The organism is Streptococcus suis, assembly GCF_002960445.1.
In the GTDB taxonomy this organism is placed as follows: Bacteria; Bacillota; Bacilli; order Lactobacillales; family Streptococcaceae; genus Streptococcus; species Streptococcus hyiners.
In genome coordinates this window covers 105,840-125,175 of sequence record NZ_POJD01000066.1, presented here as the reverse complement: position 1 = coordinate 125,175, position 19,336 = coordinate 105,840, and the positions used below count along the sequence as shown (strand labels likewise).

Genomic DNA, 19,336 nt, shown 5'->3' with positions numbered 1-19,336 from the left:
TCCATATTTTCGATAGAGTTGTGCGTCTAACTCAGCTATTGATTGTGACCAATCAATGTCCGAGTTAGACGCAATTTCTAATCCATTTTACTGATATAAGAATCCATAAATTTTCGATGGCTTTCTTCGTAATCATATTTACTGCACAGATAATCATGAATTTCATCAATTGACTTATCCCATGGAACATCAGATTTATTAGTAAAATTTTGCACTGGAACATATTTCCAAACTGATTTCTTGTTATCTTGAGTGATTTTTAAAATACCTAACAACGTTCTAGCAAAAGGGGTTTTTATGTACTTCAATAATGAATGAGCTTCGTACTCAGTATTAAATGAACCAATAGATAAAAACGTCTGTGTGTGACCCACGAGTGGGGTACCCACGAGTGGGGTCGATAGAACCTCGCCTATCGCCCCACTTCCGTTTGCTTTCGGAAGAAAGACTTTATACTTCTCAAAATTATCAGGTCCCTTTATATAATCGGCTCTCACAAACTTATTTACTCGCTCATTATTTTGACGTCCAATTATTTCTACATAATTTGAATCCGACTTGATATCTTTGAAAATTTCAGGAAGTTTCTCAAAAATATTTGTTGTGACATCAAATTTATGCCCCTTACTCAATCGAGATTCCAATTGTGGAAATTCTTCATGTAATTGGCTTGTCAGTTTGTAACTTTCAGGTGCATATACCAATTCACTTAAAGATGAAAAATCTTTATGATGGGTAACTAATCTATACATTTCATTTAATTCATCAAATGGAGTAAATGTTTCAATCGCACCGAAAACTTCGTTTGAATCTCGGTAAGTAACCGCTACACCACCCTTAATATCTGTATTTGGAAAGACTTCATCTGACTTTTGAGAGAAGTAAATCACTTTAAGATGTTCATCAGACAGCATTTTTTGATTCCATACTTTTGGAGTCTTTCCTGCATTAAATAGGAAGCGAGCAGGAGTAATCAAGCAGACCTTTTCTGCTATTTGATAAGATAAGTCAATAAAATTATGATAAATAGGATTATCACTTGTTCCTTTCGTTTCTTCCTGATACGGAGGATTTCCTATCACTACATCAAATTTCACCTTGTTAAATGCCTCCTCAACTAGTTTCTTACCTTGTTCACTATCTGTTTTTAGGGTATCTGTCAGGCTTTCTATATAAGTCACATTGGTTTTGTACTTCCGATAGCCTGTCAGTGTACGTTCAGTAATGGTTTTTGCCATTGGTGTTTTGGCAATAGCGTAGATATTATTCGCTAAAATCTCTTGATAGACTTGGTCAGCTTCAAAATGGTTGTCATCATTTTCTGCCACTCTTTGATAATACAAGCTAATGGCACTATGAAGAGGGTAGAGACCTGTCTTTGAGTTGATATCTAAGATTTTCGTATCTCGTTGATAGATTGATGGAGTCACTTCATTAGACACCCAGTGAAGATTTGACCTCGCACCATCTGTCGCCGACTCAAAGTTATCATCATAGAAGTTCAAACCACCGACAGACTTAGATACTTGTAGATTGACCACGCGCCACGGTGTCAGTACCGTTTCCTTATCAGGGTTTTTAAAGGTCCCAAACAGCTCCGCAATCTGCTCCGCCCGCTCGATGAAGTCCAGGTCATCAAATGATTTCGCACGCTGACGGATGATACGACCAGCCTCGATAAAGACCTCAGCATCATAATACTTGGTAATCTCACTAAACATTCCCTTGGTGAAGCCTTTTGGCATGAACTCTTTCCACGATTCATCATCCACCTGCTTGATAAAGTCTTGAATGGTAATATCTTTTGATAAATCGACCGCCATGCCGTAAATCATCATTGGAATACGGATAGAAACCCCGCGTAAAATAGAAATCATATTTTTCCGCTGTTTCTTAGCTTCTTTTTGCTTTTCGATAACCTCTAGATCTTCTGCTGTTCGTTTAGCTTTTGGTTTCTTTTTAGCTTTTTCAGCTTGCTCATGCTCTTCAGTTGTCAATCCATTTTCATTGATTACAACTTTCTTAGGCGTTTTTTGACTCTGTGTCTTACCAACGATAGCATTGAGTTTGGTAAACATGCTCGCATCATCAGCAGTTAAAGTTAAAAGATTGTCATTATATAGACTGTCGTCTTCAAAACCTGACCGCACTGCCTTTTCAGCATAAACTTTCTTGAGCTGTGTCAGCATTCTATCCACATCGTAGGTCTTCATTCCATTGTCTGAAGCGCCTAAGATTGGCATAAAGTTTAGAAGACGAGCCATAGCTTGTTTTTGTGCTTGCGTATTTTTCTTCCCTACACCTGAGTTAATCTGGGCACTCTCCGCCATGACAGTCAAGGCTCTATCAGGGGCAAAATCAAAAACATAACAATTCGTCTTCATTCCCAATTTCTCATGAGAAAAAGGCGTCTGAGCACGAAAGGCAGCTTGTAGGTAGTTCATGGCACTATTGGTATTAGACAAGAAGAGAACAGCTGTCCACTCTGGGATATTGACGCCTGTTGTCAGCTTACGAACAGTCAAGGTAATGGTTTTTGTCTGCGAAGGGTCTTCACCAATAGCAGAACGAACTTTCTCTATGTCCGCATCGTTAGCAATTCCATCATCACTACTTGCTCCTCGAACAACATTAACAATTTTATATTCTTTCCCGAAAATAGGGTGTTCTTTAAGCAAGCCCTCAAAAGCATTAGCTTCCTTAACACCTGGCATAAGCCAAAGCGTATGACGCAACTCTTCACGATAAGACTTCGATGAAAAAGGGTAGTTCGTACAACTATCTGGATGTGTGATATTATCTAAGAATTGGCGAACCTCTTGCTTATAAACAAGTTTACCATCCTCAGCCACACGGAAAAATTCCCTAAAGTTGAACGATTTACTCTCATCAGAAAAACGTTCCTTATGCTTCATTTCAAAAGTGTACATTGATACTTTTGGCAAAGTTTCATAAGGATTTGGCTCACTTGGACGTTCTAATTCCCACTTCTTCTTAGCCTGTTGTTCCATGACATAGTCCCAAGTATAAACTTGCTCCTCGTCAAATTGATCCAGAAGATTGAAGGGGGTTCCTGATAATTCAAGTATCTTTGTATGCTCTTTGACCAATTCTTTCATAACGGTGTCACTGAGCTCGGTTTGCGTTCCCTCGTGCGCCTCATCAATGATAATCAAATCCCAATCCACATCTGCAAAATCTTTCAGATTGGTTTGTCCGCCATTGTACCGAAGCAATTGGATTGAAGCAAAATACACAAAAGGTTTTTCTCCTCGCTTCAGGTTTTCAAGCGTTTCTCCTTGATTGACTGAGCCATAATCATACCCATCGGCGCTCATCTTCATTTTCTTGAAATCATCAAACCAAGAATGCGCCACAACAGGGCGATGAGTCATGATGAGAACTTTTTGAAAAGCCTCATTCTTGACTAATTGCAAGGACGTCAGAGTTTTGCCAAAACGCATTTTAGCATTCCAGAGCATTCGGTCTTTTTTCTTAAAGACTTTTTGCGTCTGCTCGACCGCTGCCTCTTGTTCTGGACGAAGGGTGATAACTGGTTCTTCAATAAATGATTCTTTGGCAGTAATATTTAGATAATTTCTACCTTCTTTAACAGCTTTAATAGCAGCCTTAGCTGTCTCTAAATCCGTCTTGAACCACTCTGTTCCTTCCAGTTGTTCAGCCTGTTTAATCCCTGAACGCTTCAAGACATTATGCACATCATAATCATGAAACCAGGACTTGGTCGCCTTTTTGTAAGCAAGCTCTACCCAACCAAGCGTGTAAGGTAGACCAGATGTTTTCATGTATTGATTAATACGTTTTGGGGCAACAGTACGTAAAAAGTCACTATTTGGCGACCAATCTGTCTCAATATCATCCGAAGAAACGCTACCCTCACCAATTTTTTGAGTTCCTTCGAAGGCATTAAATAGTCCACTTTCATTGTTCACTGTTTGAATATAGATAAACTTCCGCTCAGCCGTAGTGTACATTTCTTGTGCTCTCGGTTCTAAAAAATGACCAATTGCACTGGCTTTAATATCCGGTTCAATATAGGTTAACATGACCCAAGCTAGTATGTCAAAGACTTGTTTTAGTGATTTTAATGCATTTTCTTTTGTCGCATCTTCTGGATTAAGGACATGGGCAGAATTATTCCCCCTTCCCTTGATATCATAAAAGTGATCGACGATTGTTTTATTGGGAATAAAGTCTCTTATCTCTCTTAGTACGTCATTAAAGGTGGCGCGCTCACTAATATCTAAATATTCTCTATCGGCAACCAACCTCGCTGTATTCTCAGCAACTTTTCTCACTTTAGTCAGCGTGCCTTCATAGTCCCCATGTGTATAATTTTCTTCAGCCATATTTATGGTTCTAAAAAGCTCGGCTGTATCTATATCAATTGCCAAAAAATCAAAATTTGAAATCATAGCCTAATCTCCTAGTAAATACACTTTTTGAATGGTTATCTCTTTTATCGTATCTGCTTTTTTAACAGATTCATTCTCAATCATAAATTCATCATCTATATCAAAAAAACTCAGTTGTCCTTCCACGACTGTCCGATCGTCTTCTACTTCCTTACCCAAAAGTTCTGAAAGTGCAAAAGAAATTTTTCTTACCAAACTTGGATGACCTTTGACCAGTTGCCACTCATTGAACCTAATGGGCTCCCCTGTGACTGGATGCTGCTGAGTCAAGGTATTTCCTCTCACAATATTTTTATGAATAAGATAGTGTGCTGATTGATAGATATCATTTTTGCTATTTAGTCTAGTTCCAAAAGCTTGCTCGTACCAGTCTAAATAACAAAGAAACATCCGTGAACGTGCCACTTCCAAATTATCTTCTAAAAACTCTATGCCATATATGGACGAGAGAGCAATCAAAGACTTTGTTTTCCAATTTCGTTTGTCATACTGTCTGACCACAGCCTCTAGCTTTCTCTCTAAAATAGCTTGCAAAAAATTGCCATCGCCTGCAGATGGCTCTAAAAAGGTCTTATATACACTTTCACAAGCTTCTTTCACTCCTGGAGTATCCAGCATTTTCTGAACCATCCAAGCAGGTGTAAAGACTTCTCCATGTTTTTGAACACGTTGTTTTGATTTAATTAAGCTCTCTTCCAAAACCTACTCCTTGAAAATGTTTATATCTCCACCTATTATACCATTTTCTATGCCTAACTTTAACTATTTCTGAGAGTGTTTGAAGTTCCTTGAAATAATGTAATTTAGCTCTCAAAAAAGTCAAAGCATGAACAGAACTTAAATTTCATTTACAATTAATTTCAAGTTTAATTACATCAGAAATTGAAAAACAAATTCATCATCAAAATATTGGCAATTCGTATTTAAACAAAAAACAAGCATGCGAGTATCTCGGGATTTCAAATAATACTTTAGACGAATGGATTCGCAAAGGGCTTCCATCTATTAAGATCGGAAAAACGGTTCGTTTCAACAAACAATCCATTGATGCATGGCTACTAGCACAAAACTAGAAATATCTGTATTTTTATCTTATAATTAGCATGGTATTTTCTGGTTCGACAAAAAGGAGAATATCATGACTATCACAAAAACCAAAAATGGAACATATCGCTTAAAGGTATATATTCCAACTGAAGCACGAATGCCTCTCGGAATCGTGAATAATAATTACTTTGATAAGCGTTTTAAGACAAAAAAGGAGGCAAGGCAAGCAGAGATAGACCTTCTAACAAAAATCAATCAGATTGAGAATAACGAATTTACAGGGTTAGGCAAGGGAGAAATTCTATTCAAAGATTTTTACGAAAATGTCTGGTGGGAGTATTATAAAGCAGGACAGACAACTTCAACTACAAAGCCCCCAAGCAGGTCAACTATATCCAATACAAAAACTTGTTTCAGAAAACATATTTTACCTATGTTAGGTAATTACACTATTCAATTTCTCAATCAGAACAAGCAAGTTATTCTAAACTTGATGACTGCTAAAGCTAATGAATACGCCAATTTCAAGACCTTGAGAAGCTATGTAATTTCCATATTTGATTGGGCAGAGGAATTAGAATATATAGAATCAAATAAAATCGCTAAAACCTTACGTCGTATCAAATCAACTAAGAAAATCCAGTTGGCAGAAGCTAGGCGAGATGAAGACCTCTACCTAACACATGAGCAGTTACAGGAATGGTTCTTAGCCTTCCAAGATGATTTGGCTAGCAGAAAAATTTCACTTAAGGACTACGTTCTATTTTATCTTACCTTCTTTTTAGGAGACCGAAAATCTGAATCTTATGCTTTGCAGTGGAAACACATTAATTTTGAAAAATCCCAAATTCAATTACTCCAAGCACTAGATAGGTATGGAGATGTGAAATCAACCAAAGGAAACAAGAAAACAACCTTTGCTATTTCATCTGACTTACTTCAACTTCTCCAGAATTGGAAAAAACAACAAAGGCAAGAACTTGCAAAGTTTGGTATCATTACGAACTATGAGCAATTTGTATTTACCTATGTAGATACTAAAGGAAACGTAAATAAACCCCTACACGCAGATTATCTTAACAATAAGATGAGAACAGTTAAAAATCGTCACCCATATTTGACACACGCTACACCTCATAAATTACGGCACACTGGTGCAACACTTGCTAAACAAGCAGGTATGAGCTTAGAAGCTATTTCACAGGCTCTAACCCACAGCGATACCACTACAACTCAAATTTATGTCAATACCTCCAATGTCATCCCTATGGCGGTTGGAGAATTTGCCTTAAACTCTCTGAAACAATAAGGTAAAAATAAGGTAAATTTTGAGGTGAACTTTTCAAAAAACCACAAAAAAAACACCCATGAGGTAAACTCTTGAGTGCTTTGAAACGTTGATATATCGCTGATAATTAACGTTTTGAGAATTGTGAAGCTTTACGTGCTTTCTTAAGACCTGGTTTCTTACGTTCAACCATACGAGCGTCACGTGTAAGAAGGCCTGCGCGTTTCAATGAATCGCGGAAGTCTGGGTCTACTTGAAGCAATGCACGCGCGATACCGTGACGGATCGCACCTGATTGACCACCGTAACCACCACCGTTCACGTTAACGAAAACGTCGTATGAACCTTGTGTTGAAGTTACTGCGAATGGTTGGTTAATAACCAAACGAAGGTCAGCGTGTGGGATGTACTCTTCTACATCTTTTTTGTTTACTGTGATTTTACCAGTACCTGGGACCAAACGTACGCGTGCAACCGCGTTTTTACGACGACCAGTACCTGTGTATTGTGCTTGTGCCATTTAGATTACGTCCTTTCCCTTAGATAAGACCTGAAATATCAAGTACTTCTGGTTGTTGTGCAGCGTGAGTGTGCTCAGCACCTACAAACACTTTCAACTTCATGCCTTGTGCACGACCAAGTGTGTTGTGTGGAAGCATACCTTTAACTGATTTTTCAATCAAACGAACAGCGTTTTTAGAACGCAATTCACCAGCTGTGATTGATTTCAAACCACCTGGGTGCAATGAGTGAGTGTAGTACACTTTGTCAGTTGCTTTTTTACCAGTCAATTTCACTTTCTCAGCATTGATAACGATAACGAAGTCACCAGTATCAGTGTGAGGTGTGAAAGTTGGTTTGTTTTTACCGCGAAGAACGCTAGCAACTACTGCTGAAAGGCGTCCAAGAGGTACATCAGTAGCGTCTACTACATACCATTTACGTTCAACTTGGCCTGGTTTAGCCATAAATGTTGTTTTGTTCATGATTTCTCCTATACGAATCGTTTTTGTTTACTGGGCGGATGTTCCGGTCCGCGGGTATTTGGAAGGTTCCGGGGCCTTTCAAATGGGGTAAACAATACCGTCTACCATTCTATCAAAACTACTGTTCTCCGTCAAGTTATTTTACTTTACTTTTTTTATTTTTTCTTCACCCTAAAGCAAGGATAGAAAAAACGAGCTTTAATAGCAGAAAAATGACGCCAAATCCTATCTCCTCACCGATTGCCCCATTTTAAAATAAGTGTGCCGCTTGCCTCTGACCGCCAAGGACAAGGACAAGATATTTTCAGGGTCTGGCATCCGACCATAGCCCCCATCTCCGATATGGTGAATATCCGAACCCACCCGTTTGTTGCTGAGCCCAAACTCCCGCACCGTCTGACTGTCCGCACTCTCCTGACTAGTCCCAATGGTCGAAATAACCAAAGCTCCACGCGCCTTGACCTGACTGATAATAGGTGCCACGGTTTCCTCCCGCACACCCGGTACTGTTCCGACCGCTGGAATGAGGACACCGTCAGCCCCCAAGTCCACAAAATCCAGCAGAGCTTGGCTGTCCACGACCGACTCCCCTAGACCTGCACCGTGCATCTTTCCTGCAAAGATCAGGCCCTCAAAGTGTTCTTTGGCAAGGCCAATAGCAGAGCGTATTGCAGCCATAGACACACCCGTAGCAGGATTGCCTGTCAGCATGATAAAATCTACGCCCAGGGCTTGGGCCTGTCCCAGACTTTCTGGACTGACCTGACGCCCAGGTTTAAGAAAGACCTGCTGGTCTTGAACTTCCTGACTAGTATCCACAGGCTCCAAGTTAATCCCAACCAATCGACCTGTCAACCGCTTAATTTCAGCGATGGGATTGTCGCAGTCGTAAAAATCAACAATCTCCGGATGAAAAACATCCAATTCGTTGAGCACCAAGAGGTCACAACCAAAAGCAGCCATCATCTCCGCATTGGTCACCCCTGCAATCAAGGGAGCCGCCGTCACCACCGTTTCCCCCATGATAATCCGACCTTCACTGGATAGAATGGACTGCTTGAGCTCCTCCTTGGTCGCTCCCACCATATCACTGGCATAGCATGACAATAAACGTTTCATAAGAACCTCCAAATGGATAAGTATAACTTTTTTGTAATCGCTTTCTTTTGTTGAGAAAAGAAAAGAGATTATCTCTCTTTCTTACTGATGGATAAGATAGCTAAAACGCCTGTACCTGTATGGGTGGCAATAATTGGTCCCAACTCAGTCAAAAGAACATCGCTGACACGGCTATCTTCCAACAAGGTCGCTTTGATGGCTGTCGCAGCTTCCAAATCACCTGTATAGGCCACCATGACCGTAGAATGATCCAAATTATCCAAGGTCAGGTTTAGCATTTCCTTAATCCCTTTTTTACGGCCACGGATTTTGGCAATGGCTTCTAACTTCCCTTCCGCATTGAGAGCAAGAAGAGGTTTGATATTGACCAAACCGCCAATCAGAGCAGCTGCCTTGGACAAGCGACCACCACGCACGAGGTGGTTGAGGTCATCAACCAAGAGATAGGTCCGCAAACGTGGGACCAAGTCCTCGATGAGCGCCTTGGTTTCAGCTAACGACTTGCCCGTTGCACGCGCTTGAGCTGCTTGCATAACCAAGTACCCCTCACCAATAGCAGCAGCCTTGGTATCTACAATTTCAATGGCAGCATCAGGATAAGCATCCAAAACCATATCGCGTGCAATGACTCCACTCTGATAGGTCCCTGAAAGTGCTGCTGAGAAAGCGAGGTAAAGTACCTCTTTGCCTTCCTTGGCTGCCACCTCGAATACTTCTTCAAATTGACCAACATTGACCTGACTGGTTGTCGGCTGGCCCCCTGTTGCCATTTTCTCCAACAATTCCCCAGAAGTCAAGCGGTTTTCCCCAACGGTTTCATAGGTCACACCGTCAAGGTTTATGGTCAAACCAAGCACGGTTACATCATTTTCTTGCAGCCAGCTAACTGGCAAATCCGATGTCGAATCGGTTACGATTGTAAATGTCACTCTTTCATTTCCTCCATCATTTCTTTTAAAGCTTGAAAATTCCCATCTGACCAGGGATTGAGCCGTGGGGTGTAGAGTTCTACCTGGTCCACAAACTTGTCCAAGTCCTTCTTGATAACCCTGGTTCTCTCCTCTAACTCACGCGCCGAAACCCGTAAGGCCCCTTGTGAAAAGACCACCCATTGTTCGTTGAGGTCGCTGGTTGCGACGGAAACCTGCTTGCGGCGGTCACTATTGAGCTGGGCGCTGAGCCGCTCAATGTAGCTATCCGCCGTTTCCTCTTCCTCTGTAAAAATGACCGATACCTTGAACTCGTCATATTGCTGGCGAAGGCCTGGCACATGGTGGGCATCAAAGACACAAATCACCTCAATCTGTTCAAAGGCTGCATAGTGAGACAGGGTTCGAAGCAAGGTCGTTCTAGCCGCGTCCAAGTCTCCCTTTTTAAAATCTTGCTTGGTCGATTGCCAAAAGGCAATCATATTGTAGCCATCTACGATGAGAACTTTTTCTTTCATTTAGATTTTCTTCCGAAATACTTCGTACATCAGCACAGCTGCTGCTACGCTGGCGTTGAGAGATTGGACATGGCCCTTCATAGGAATGGTAATCATCTCATCCACCTGCTTTTTGATATTGCTGGAGATGCCCTTGCCTTCGTTGCCAATAATAAGGGCTAGTTTGCCAGCCGTATTCCACTTGTGGCTTGGGGTTCCGTTCATATCGGTACCAAATACCCAGAAACCAGCCTCCTTGAGCTTATCTAGGGTTTGGCTGAGATTGGTCACTCGGGCGATTGGGACATGGGCCACCGCACCTGTGGAGGTCTTGGCCACAACGGGCGTCACGCCAACTGCTCGGTGCTTAGGAATGATGATGCCCGCTACCTGAGTGGCATCTGCGGTCCGCAAAATCGAGCCGAAGTTGTGGGGGTCTGTCAGACCGTCCAAGATGAGAATGAGGGGATTGTCTTCCTGCTCTGCCTTTTCCAAAATCACCGAAAGGTCCGCATAGGCAAACTCAGAAACCCGCAAAACAAAGCCTTGGTGAACAGCACCTTCTGTCATGTCAGACAGGGTCTTCTTGGGCGTCCAAGAAATCGACACCTTCTTCTCTGCCGCCAGCGCCTTGATTTTTTCTACATTTTTTCCGCGCAAATCATCCTGGATGTAGAGTTTGTTGCCGGTGTTGGCCTCCAAACTCTCCACTACAGCATGTACGCCATATACCATATCATTTTGTTCCATAAGAGTATTATAGCATAGGTTACTTGAAAATTGGCACTCACTGTGTCCCAGCTGAAATACTTGACCACATTACCAATATATGTTATCCTTATTCCTATTACTTGTCCGTACAATCGGACCAAAAGGAGAGCGTATGACACTTATTTTTGGAATTGTGGCGGGTCTGATTGCCTTTGCTATCGGTGGTTTGTGGTATGGTTTGATTTTCCGCGATGCTTGGATCAAGGCTTCAGGCATTGACATGGCTAAGGTAGAAGCAGATCGTCAGGCTGGCAAAAATGGACAGAAGGAAATGGTGGTTTCCCTTGTCATTGAAGTCCTGACTGCTATCATTACTATTTTCTTCATCAAGACCCTCGGCATCTCTCCCCTACACGCAGCTGGTGGCATGGGCATAATTGCGGTCCTTGCTTCATTAAAAAACTACGTCTTTGAGCAACGCCCTATCAACCTCGTCCTCATCAACGAAAGCTACAAGCTGGTCTGCTACCTAGTAGTCGGTATTCTGGCTCTATTTGCATAAGCAATTCCCTCCTATCCTTAGGAGGTTTTTATTTTATGATACAATAGAAATAGACTAAAACCAAAGGAGCCCCCATGTCCCTCTCCCTCCGAACGATTAAACTGATTTTTGCCACTGTGCTAGCTATCTACCTAGCGACCGCCCTAGGCTTGTCTTATGCGACAGCGGCTGGCATCATCGCCATTCTCAGCGTCCTCGACACCCGCAAGTCCAGCTTCAAAATGGCCCGCAACCGCCTCTTTTCCACCCTCCTGGCCCTGACCATCGCCGTCCTAACCTTCGCCCTCTTCGGCTTTGGCATCTGGACCCTAGGCATCTACCTGGCCCTCTATGTCCCTCTGGCCTACCGTTTCAACTGGGAGGCTGGCATCGCCCCCTCGACCGTCCTCGTTACCCACCTCTTGCTGGAGCAGGATATTTCGCTGATTTTTTTGGGAAATGAGCTGACGCTTTTTCTGATTGGGGCAGGACTGGCACTTTTGTTTAACCTCTATATGCCTTCGCAAGAAAAGAAAATCCAGGCCTATCACGACCAAGTCGAAGACCTGCTCAAGCAGATTCTCCTTCGCTTTGAAGCCTTTCTGCTTAATGGCGATGGACGAAACGAGGCTGAATTGATTACGCAGTTGGATCAGACCTTGGATGAGGCCCTGAAAGTCGTCTATCTGGACCGCCACAACCAACTCTTCCAGCAGACCAACTACCAGGTCCATTACTTTGAAATGCGAGCCGCACAAAACAAAATCCTGCGGACCATGGCAGGAAATATCAACAAATGTTTACTGGAAGGCAGAGAAAATGTCATCCTGTCCAGCCTCTTCGAGCGAGCAGCCCAGCAACTGAGCCGAGAAAACTCCGCCAAGGAACTGCTCCTGGACATCGATCTCTTCCATGCCACCTTCCGCGAGCGACCTCTGCCACAAACAAGGGAAGAATTTGAAACCCGTGCTACCCTATTCCAACTCCTACACGACATGGAAGCCTTTATTCGCCTCAAGGTTGATTTTTATGAAGTATATAAAGACCAAGAACCGTCAGTTTAAACCGACGGTTCTTCTACTTTTCCATGAAATTCATCTGATACTTGGTTGTGCAAATGCAAGAAAGACAGGCCCATCATGACCGCATTCCCTGCAACTGCAATCATAAATTCTTCCTTGGAAGATACCTTTCCTAGCCAAATGGAGAGGATTAAAATGAGATTGTAAAGAAGGATAGAAAGAGCTACCAAACGAATTTTTTCTCAGTAGCGACTTCATAGGAACCTCCTGTAAGTGTTTTCTATATTTATTATATAGAATTCAAGAAGCAATTGCAAGTATTTATATGTTCTTGGCCAAAAACCGCCAGATTTGCATCCGACGGTCAGGTGTTTTATGAACGATTTTAGAATGGTTAGACAATCGCCTTGCTTGTTTCATCATCAAAGAAATGAGCTTTGTTGAGGTTGAAGGTCAAGCGAACTGTATCCCCTGGGTTGTGGTAGTCGCGTGCATCAACGCGAGATACAAACTCTGTGCTACCTACTTTAGAGTAGAGCATGGTTTCTGCACCGAGAAGCTCTGATACAACTACTTCTGCTTCTACGATGGAAGATGGATATGTGTCCAATTCCAACTGAGAAGCCTTGATGTCTTCTGGACGGATACCGAGGGTAAATGATTTGCCATTGTAACCTTTTTCTTCCAAGTGTTTGCGACGACCTTCTGGAAGATCCACCTTGAAACCATCTCCAACAAGAACGCCATCTTGAAGCGTCACTGTGAAGAAGTTCATAGCTGGGCTACCGATGAAGCTAGCAACAAACTTATTAACAGGGCGGTTGTAGAGCTCTTCTGGGCTACCGATTTGCTCGATACGACCGATTGTACCTGTGCCTGCTGGGTTTTTAGTTGCAGACATGATAACGATACGGTCTGCCAAGGTCATGGCTTCTGTTTGGTCGTGGGTTACGTAGATGGTTGTCGCACCGATACGGCGGTGGATTTTGGCAATCTCTGTACGCATGGATACACGCAGTTTTGCATCCAAGTTTGACAAAGGCTCATCCATCAAGAATACTTTGGCATCACGGACGATAGCACGACCCATGGCAACACGCTGACGCTGACCACCTGAAAGGTCTGCTGGTTTGCGTTCCAAGAATTCTGTCAAGCCAAGAATTTGGGCAGCTTCTTCTACACGTTTTTTGATTTCGTCCTTGCTGTATTTACGCAATTTCAAACCAAAGGCCATGTTGTCAAATACAGTCATGTGTGGGTAGAGGGCATAGTTCTGGAATACCATGGCAATATCGCGGTCTTTTGGAGCCACATCATTCATGAGAACGCCGTCGATGTATGCTTCCCCTTCTGTGATATCTTCCAAACCAGCAATCATACGAAGAGTTGTTGACTTACCGCATCCTGAAGGACCTACGAATACGATAAACTCCTTGTCCTTGATGTCCAAGTTAAAGTCTTCAACAGAGTAGTGCTCGCTGTTTGGGTATTTTTTATAGATATTTTTTAAATTCAATTGAACCATGTTCAATCCTCGCTTTCTTTGATAGTTTTATTATAAATGAAAACGCTTTATTTTTCTCTGTCAATGTGAACAAAAATAAAAAAATCTTTTGTACATCTTGCACAAAAGATTAAAAATCCTGTTCCATGATGACCTGATAGCAAACAGCTAAATCCGTCAACTCTTTTAATTGCAAGCCCGTCCAATCATACCATTTATCCAAACGGTACTGAAGGGTATTCCGATGAATATAGAGGGACTGGGCCGCCTTTGTTAATACGGCACCCTCTTTCCAAAGCGCCTGAATTTCCTTTTCCATTTGCTGGTGGGCAATCATATCTCCCAGACCTCTTCTGATAATAGGATAAAGCTGACCAGCCCATAGATGAAGCTGACTAAAAGTTAGTAGACCAGACTGATGATGGCTTAATCTCCAGTGCTGAAAGAGAGATTGTTCTGCCTGAATGAGCATTGGCCAGGATTGCAGCAGTCTTGCTGGCCAGATCTGACCTAGAAACAAGGTCATTCGCAACCCAAAATCAAACTCCATGGTCGCAAGGGTATCACCTAGGATTTCTCTAACATCAAATAGAGAGGAGCTGTCTAAGATAAAGCTGTAGTCCTGACCATTGGTCGTGTAGTAGGTCTGAAGATTAGGCAGAAGCTTGGTCATCATATCCAGCCAAGCTTGCTTCCCCTCTTCATCTGATACCGTCCAAATATGGGCGTGGATAACTTGAAGTTTACTTAGAGCCTGCGGAAGGGGGCCCGTCCCCTGAAGATAACGAGCCCAAGGATGACCTGCCTCCTGGGGTAGATCACCCAAGAATAACTGCAACAGGCCCCGTTCTCGCTCTGTGATATCCTCTTGAGCTATCAAGAGCCAAGTCCCGTCAGCTAGAGGCAAATGAATGCCTACTCCATCTACTTTTTCAGCTACTATTTTTGCTTTTGGAAATAATTTCTGTAATTGATCCTTACTGGTCATCTGGCCTCACTTTCATTCTGTCATGACGGTTTCTTAATGGTTAGCTTCGATAAACCCAAGACACCAAGACACCAACTCTTCCAAGCGTTCGATCTGCTCGGTCATGTGCAAATAGCCCAAAACCGCCTCAAAGCCTGTGGACATCCGATAGGTGACCACGTCCGCATTCTTGGCCTTGGTGTGGCTATTGGTATTGCGCCCCCGCTTGTAGATCTCTTCCTCTTTTTCGGTCAATAGCTGAGCTTCTAAGAGGGCAGAGATCAGGCTTGCCTGAGCCTTGGCCGACACATACTTGTTAGCCTCTCCGTGCAATTTGTTAGGCTTGGTCAGCCCCTTGAAAATCAAGTGCCGTCTGACATACATGGAATAGACAGCATCCCCTTCAAAAGCCAGGGCGATGCCATTGATGAGATTGACATCTACTGCCTTAGTCACGTGTCCACCTCACACCATCCTTGGTATCCAAGAGCTTGATGCCTTGGGCTGCCAATTGATCTCGAATACGGTCAGCCGTCGCAAAGTCCCGATTGGCACGCGCTGCTTGACGCTCTGCTATCAAGGCTTCGATCTCGCTGTCCAAGACTTCTTCTTCAAAGACAATACCAAAGACGGCGAGCATCTTGCCAAAGGCTTCTTTTACAGCTTCATCATAATTGCCTGAGTTGATCCACTTGGCAAAGTCAAAGATAGCCGTAATCCCATTTGCCGCATTGAAATCATCATCCATTGCTGCTTCAAAGGCTGCCAAATACAATTCAAGAGCTGACTTATCCACAGAGTTTTGCACAGGTTGTGTATAAGTATTTTTCAGATATTTGAGATTGATTTCCGCATCTGAAATAGCCTTCTCAGTGTAGTTGAGTGGACGGCGGTAGTGCTGGGTCGATAGGAAGAATCGCAAGACCTGCCCGTCGATTTGTTCCAACATATCATGAGCTGTCAGGAAATTGCCCAAGGACTTGGACATCTTCTCATCATTGATATTGAGCATGGCATTGTGCATCCAATAATTCGCAAAAGTCTGACCAGTCTTGCACTCAGACTGGGCAATCTCATTGGTATGGTGAGGGAATTCCAAGTCCGCACCACCACCGTGAATGTCAATAGTGTCTCCCAAAATCTCTGTCGCCATAACCGAACACTCGATATGCCAACCTGGACGACCTGCTCCCCAAGGGCTTTCCCAAGATACTTCACCTGGCTTGGCAGTTTTCCACAGGGCAAAATCAAAAGGGTGTTCTTTGAGTTGACCTTCTCCCTCAACACGACCAGAAGCCCCAGCTTCTAAGTCAGACAGGGTTTTGTTGGCCAAACGGGCATAATTGGCTGCCTTTTCCACACGGAAATAGACATCTCCAGCCGCCTCGTAGGCATAGCCCTTGTCAATCAAGACCTGCACAAAATCGATGATTTCATCCATATAGTCAATAACGCGAGGGTTTTTGGTAGCAGGCTTGACACCCAGTTTTGCCACATCTTCCTTGAAAGCTGCGATAAACTTATCAGATAGTTCCTTGGTTGTCATGCCAGCTTCATTAGCAGCCTTGATAATCTTGTCATCCACATCCGTAAAGTTGGAGATGTAGGTCACATCAAAGCCACGGTATTCAAAATAGCGGCGGATGGTATCAAAAGCCACAACGCTACGGGCATTACCGATATGGATATAGTTGTAAACCGTCGGACCGCAAACATACATCTTGACCTTACCCTCTTCCAAGGGCACAAAGTCACGCAGACTGCGAGTCATGGTATCGTAAATTTTAATCATAGTTTCTCCATTACTTCTGAGTATTCTTTAGGACTTGATACTTTTGATACAATTTTACTAGCCAATAAGCTGTCGCGGCCAACCAAATCATCCCTAGCTGCCAGTTTCCTTGGGAAAACTTAAGGATAGATAGAATTGTTCCACCGATGGAGGTCAACACATAAGGCCAGTTTTGTCTTACTAATTTTTTTAACATGATCTACTTTCTAATGTTCTTGCAATGGCCATGGCCACTTCAAAGAAGGTCATACTGTCAGCCGTCCTTTCTTCCCGACGGGTATCCCATTCATTCTTGTGGTGGTCCACATAGTCTGCCGTGTAGAAAAACTGATAGACCTTGGCCTGACGAAAGTTTGCCCAGGCCATGATAGCAGAAGCTTCCATATCGACCACCATGGCACCAGCGGCTAGGCGACGCTTGACCTTGGCAGCCGTTTCCCGATAAAAAGCATCCGTCGTCCAGGTCTTGGCCCGCACGTGTTCGATTCCTGCTTGGTCCAAGGCCTTTTCCATGGTCAATAGCAAAGCAGAATCATAGCTGATTTCCTCGCTAGCAGGTGCGTAGTGGTAACCAGTTCCCTCGTCCCGAAGAGCAGAGCTAGGAAGGATAATCTTATCCGCAGCAAGCGACTTATCCAGCACCCCACAAGAACCCAGAACGATAAAATTCTCAAAGCCACAGGCTTTCAGCTCTTCCAGATGACCAACTGCCATTGGAGCACCGATTACTGCCAACATGACCGCAACCTGCAGTCCATCTCTTTTCAAAATATACCAAGGATGACGACCATTTAGGGTCTGTAAATGACCACCTTCTCTGCTCTCAGCTAGCTGACGGACACGATCTACAATTTCCCCATTGAAGGAGAAAATCATGGTCTCACATACCTCACCGCCACCACGGATAGCCTTATCCGTCGGTTCAATAACAGCAGAGGTGTTTTCAAATTCTTCTAGTAACATATCATTCTCCTTTTGGGTCTAGGTAAACTACTTGTGTCTGCTTTGTAAAACCGATATTTTCATACAGCCGCTTAGCGATGAGGTTATCATCTTCGACGGCGATTTGAAAAGGTTTGTCGTTTTTCCTGATAAGGTCATTGATGACAGCTTTGACTAAGTAGGTGCCGTAACCTTTTTGTTGCTGGTCTGGTGCGATAGCTAAACCGTAAAGATAGTTATCATCGGTCGATATATCTACTGTGCAAGAGCCTATAACCGCTCCGCTATGTTCCAAAAGATAAAGTAAACTATCCTCATCCGCAATGGCTTCACCACGTAGCGGAGTGCCACCTCATAGTCGTTACCGAATGCCGCAGTCTTACAGCGTGCAATACTGTCTGCATGGTGAGCCTGTGCAAAACTTACTGTGAGTTCAGCCTGTTGTGAGAACTGATAAGGCTCTCGCTCACGTCCCAGCCATGTCTCAGTATCCGTATCTTCGACCAAGTTCCATGCTGTCACAAGGTCTGGGTGCTTGTCCAGAAAGACGCGTTCGGTCTGAAAGGTCACACTAGCGATAGGATAGTTTGCCGTCTTCATCTGGTAGCAATCATAGAGCTTGCGTGCCAGACCCTGTCTGCGGTAGTCTGGGTGCACGATAATCGCAAGCTCCGCATCCTCATCATCGGCATACACAGTCAAGAGCCCCACCAACTGGTCGCCTTGATAAGCCAAGAAAAAAGCTGGCATTTCAGGGTCAAAGTTGAGCATATTTGACAGGTAAGGGTCACGATAGGTTCCGTCATGGGATTGTACAGTGCTTATCAGGGTTTTTGCTGCGGATAACTGCTGGGGATTTAGGACATTAGTGGCTATTATCATGCTTATTTTTCCTCTCTAGGGCTAACTCACATAGGACTTACCATATGTGGCTTTCCTACAAATGCGATGAATGATGGCTGGCTTCTCTTAACTCTGCTAATTTAGTCGTGTAGTGTTCACGACCACCTTCCATGTCATGAATGACCTTCTCATCTTTTTGACCATGCACACGGACGATTTTGGCAGGCATACCGACCACTGTCACATCTGCTGGAACATCGGCTAGAACAACGGCAGCTGCACCCACTTTAGCATTTTCCCCAATCTCAATAGGGCCAATGACTTGGGCGTGGGCAGAAACCAGAGCCCCTTTTCGCACAGTTGGATGGCGTTTGCCACAATCCTTACCCGTACCACCAAGCGTAACTCCGTGGTAAAGCATGACACCTGATTCAATAATGGCGGTTTCTCCGATAACCAAACCGGCTCCATGGTCAATGAAGACTCCCGAAGCAATCTCAGCACCTGGATGAATTTCAATATTGGTCCAAAAACGCCAAAATTGGCTGTGCATCCGAGCCAGTAATTTAAAACCTTTCTTCCACATCCAATGGGACAAACGGTGGGCAGCCAAGGCCTTGACACCTGGGTAGGTCAAAAGAACTTCCAAGGTGGTCCGTGCTGCCGGATCTTTTTCTTTTACAATCTCAATGGTGTCCTTCCACCAACCCAT

The 19,336-nt window shown here is 43.5% G+C and carries 19 protein-coding genes and 1 pseudogene; 4 read left to right on the top strand and 16 right to left on the bottom strand.

Annotation, left to right across the window (positions count from 1 at the left end; translation table 11 throughout):
* Positions 1-77 precede the first annotated feature (77 nt).
* A complete protein-coding gene (locus C1G53_RS01010; protein ID WP_105117333.1) occupies positions 78-4,436 on the bottom strand; it encodes an Eco57I restriction-modification methylase domain-containing protein in 4,359 nt (1,452 codons plus the stop codon).
* 3 nt (positions 4,437-4,439) lie between these two features.
* Complete coding sequence (locus tag C1G53_RS01005) at positions 4,440-5,135, bottom strand: hypothetical protein (RefSeq protein WP_044693901.1); 696 nt, start codon at positions 5,133-5,135, stop codon at positions 4,440-4,442.
* A 158-nt stretch (positions 5,136-5,293) separates the two neighbouring features.
* Here C1G53_RS01005 and C1G53_RS01000 point away from each other — a divergent pair, with 158 nt between their 5' ends.
* Together C1G53_RS01000 and C1G53_RS00995 are read left to right on the top strand one after the other, a co-directional pair.
* Positions 5,294-5,509 (top strand): helix-turn-helix domain-containing protein, encoded by a 216-nt coding sequence (locus tag C1G53_RS01000; protein WP_105117379.1) that lies wholly within the window; start codon positions 5,294-5,296, stop codon positions 5,507-5,509.
* A 65-nt stretch (positions 5,510-5,574) separates the two neighbouring features.
* Positions 5,575-6,792, top strand: coding sequence for a site-specific integrase (locus C1G53_RS00995; RefSeq protein WP_105117332.1), 1,218 nt, complete (start codon positions 5,575-5,577; stop codon positions 6,790-6,792).
* Between the two features lie 106 nt (positions 6,793-6,898).
* On the opposite strand, the gene rpsI is transcribed toward C1G53_RS00995, so the two are convergent.
* The 6 genes from rpsI to rlmB all read right to left on the bottom strand — a co-directional run bounded on the left by rpsI (position 6,899) and on the right by rlmB (position 11,052).
* The gene (rpsI, locus tag C1G53_RS00990; RefSeq protein WP_002942223.1) at positions 6,899-7,291 is read right to left on the bottom strand and encodes a 30S ribosomal protein S9; all 393 of its coding nucleotides are present in this window, start codon (positions 7,289-7,291) and stop codon (positions 6,899-6,901) included.
* A 19-nt stretch (positions 7,292-7,310) separates the two neighbouring features.
* Positions 7,311-7,757, bottom strand: a complete 447-nt coding sequence (gene rplM / locus C1G53_RS00985; protein ID WP_027972471.1) for a 50S ribosomal protein L13 — start codon at positions 7,755-7,757, stop codon at positions 7,311-7,313.
* 225 nt (positions 7,758-7,982) lie between these two features.
* On the bottom strand, positions 7,983-8,876 hold the full coding sequence (locus tag C1G53_RS00980; RefSeq protein ID WP_105117331.1) for a PEP phosphonomutase: 894 nt from the start codon (positions 8,874-8,876) through the stop codon (positions 7,983-7,985).
* Between the two features lie 68 nt (positions 8,877-8,944).
* Entirely contained in the window at positions 8,945-9,805 is an 861-nt protein-coding gene (locus C1G53_RS00975) for a DegV family protein (RefSeq protein WP_105117330.1), read from the bottom strand.
* Complete coding sequence (locus C1G53_RS00970) at positions 9,802-10,323, bottom strand: NYN domain-containing protein (RefSeq protein ID WP_024412889.1); 522 nt, start codon at positions 10,321-10,323, stop codon at positions 9,802-9,804. The genes C1G53_RS00975 and C1G53_RS00970 overlap by 4 nt, the downstream gene beginning before the upstream one ends.
* Entirely contained in the window at positions 10,324-11,052 is a 729-nt protein-coding gene (gene rlmB, locus C1G53_RS00965; RefSeq protein ID WP_032511689.1) for a 23S rRNA (guanosine(2251)-2'-O)-methyltransferase RlmB, read from the bottom strand.
* A 133-nt stretch (positions 11,053-11,185) separates the two neighbouring features.
* Here rlmB and C1G53_RS00960 point away from each other — a divergent pair, with 133 nt between their 5' ends.
* Both C1G53_RS00960 and C1G53_RS00955 read left to right on the top strand, forming a co-directional pair.
* Complete coding sequence (locus tag C1G53_RS00960) at positions 11,186-11,575, top strand: DUF1761 domain-containing protein (protein WP_105117329.1); 390 nt, start codon at positions 11,186-11,188, stop codon at positions 11,573-11,575.
* Positions 11,576-11,649: 74 nt separating this feature from the next.
* Positions 11,650-12,618 (top strand): aromatic acid exporter family protein, encoded by a 969-nt coding sequence (locus C1G53_RS00955; RefSeq protein ID WP_105117328.1) that lies wholly within the window; start codon positions 11,650-11,652, stop codon positions 12,616-12,618.
* 352 nt (positions 12,619-12,970) lie between these two features.
* On the opposite strand, the gene C1G53_RS00945 is transcribed toward C1G53_RS00955, so the two are convergent.
* The 8 genes and pseudogenes from C1G53_RS00945 to cysE all read right to left on the bottom strand — a co-directional run bounded on the left by C1G53_RS00945 (position 12,971) and on the right by cysE (position 19,336).
* The gene (locus C1G53_RS00945; protein WP_105117327.1) at positions 12,971-14,101 is read right to left on the bottom strand and encodes an ABC transporter ATP-binding protein; all 1,131 of its coding nucleotides are present in this window, start codon (positions 14,099-14,101) and stop codon (positions 12,971-12,973) included.
* Between the two features lie 109 nt (positions 14,102-14,210).
* Positions 14,211-15,068 carry a helix-turn-helix domain-containing protein gene (locus C1G53_RS00940; RefSeq protein ID WP_105117326.1) on the bottom strand — a complete coding sequence of 286 codons (858 nt, stop codon included), beginning with the start codon at positions 15,066-15,068 and terminating at the stop codon, positions 14,211-14,213.
* Between the two features lie 33 nt (positions 15,069-15,101).
* Entirely contained in the window at positions 15,102-15,503 is a 402-nt protein-coding gene (locus C1G53_RS00935; RefSeq protein ID WP_105117325.1) for a Mini-ribonuclease 3, read from the bottom strand.
* Entirely contained in the window at positions 15,496-16,839 is a 1,344-nt protein-coding gene (gene cysS / locus C1G53_RS00930; RefSeq protein ID WP_105117324.1) for a cysteine--tRNA ligase, read from the bottom strand. The genes C1G53_RS00935 and cysS overlap by 8 nt, the downstream gene beginning before the upstream one ends.
* 10 nt (positions 16,840-16,849) lie before the next feature.
* Positions 16,850-17,035: a hypothetical protein gene (locus tag C1G53_RS00925; protein ID WP_029171071.1), complete on the bottom strand. Its 186-nt coding sequence runs from the start codon at positions 17,033-17,035 to the stop codon at positions 16,850-16,852.
* A complete protein-coding gene (locus C1G53_RS00920; protein ID WP_029171072.1) occupies positions 17,029-17,802 on the bottom strand; it encodes a nucleoside phosphorylase in 774 nt (257 codons plus the stop codon). Before C1G53_RS00920 ends, C1G53_RS00925 begins: the two co-directional genes overlap by 7 nt.
* A gap of 1 nt (position 17,803) precedes the next feature.
* Positions 17,804-18,663: pseudogene (locus C1G53_RS00915) on the bottom strand (GNAT family N-acetyltransferase).
* A gap of 55 nt (positions 18,664-18,718) precedes the next feature.
* Positions 18,719-19,336 carry a serine O-acetyltransferase gene (gene cysE, locus C1G53_RS00910; RefSeq protein WP_024390851.1) on the bottom strand — a complete coding sequence of 206 codons (618 nt, stop codon included), beginning with the start codon at positions 19,334-19,336 and terminating at the stop codon, positions 18,719-18,721.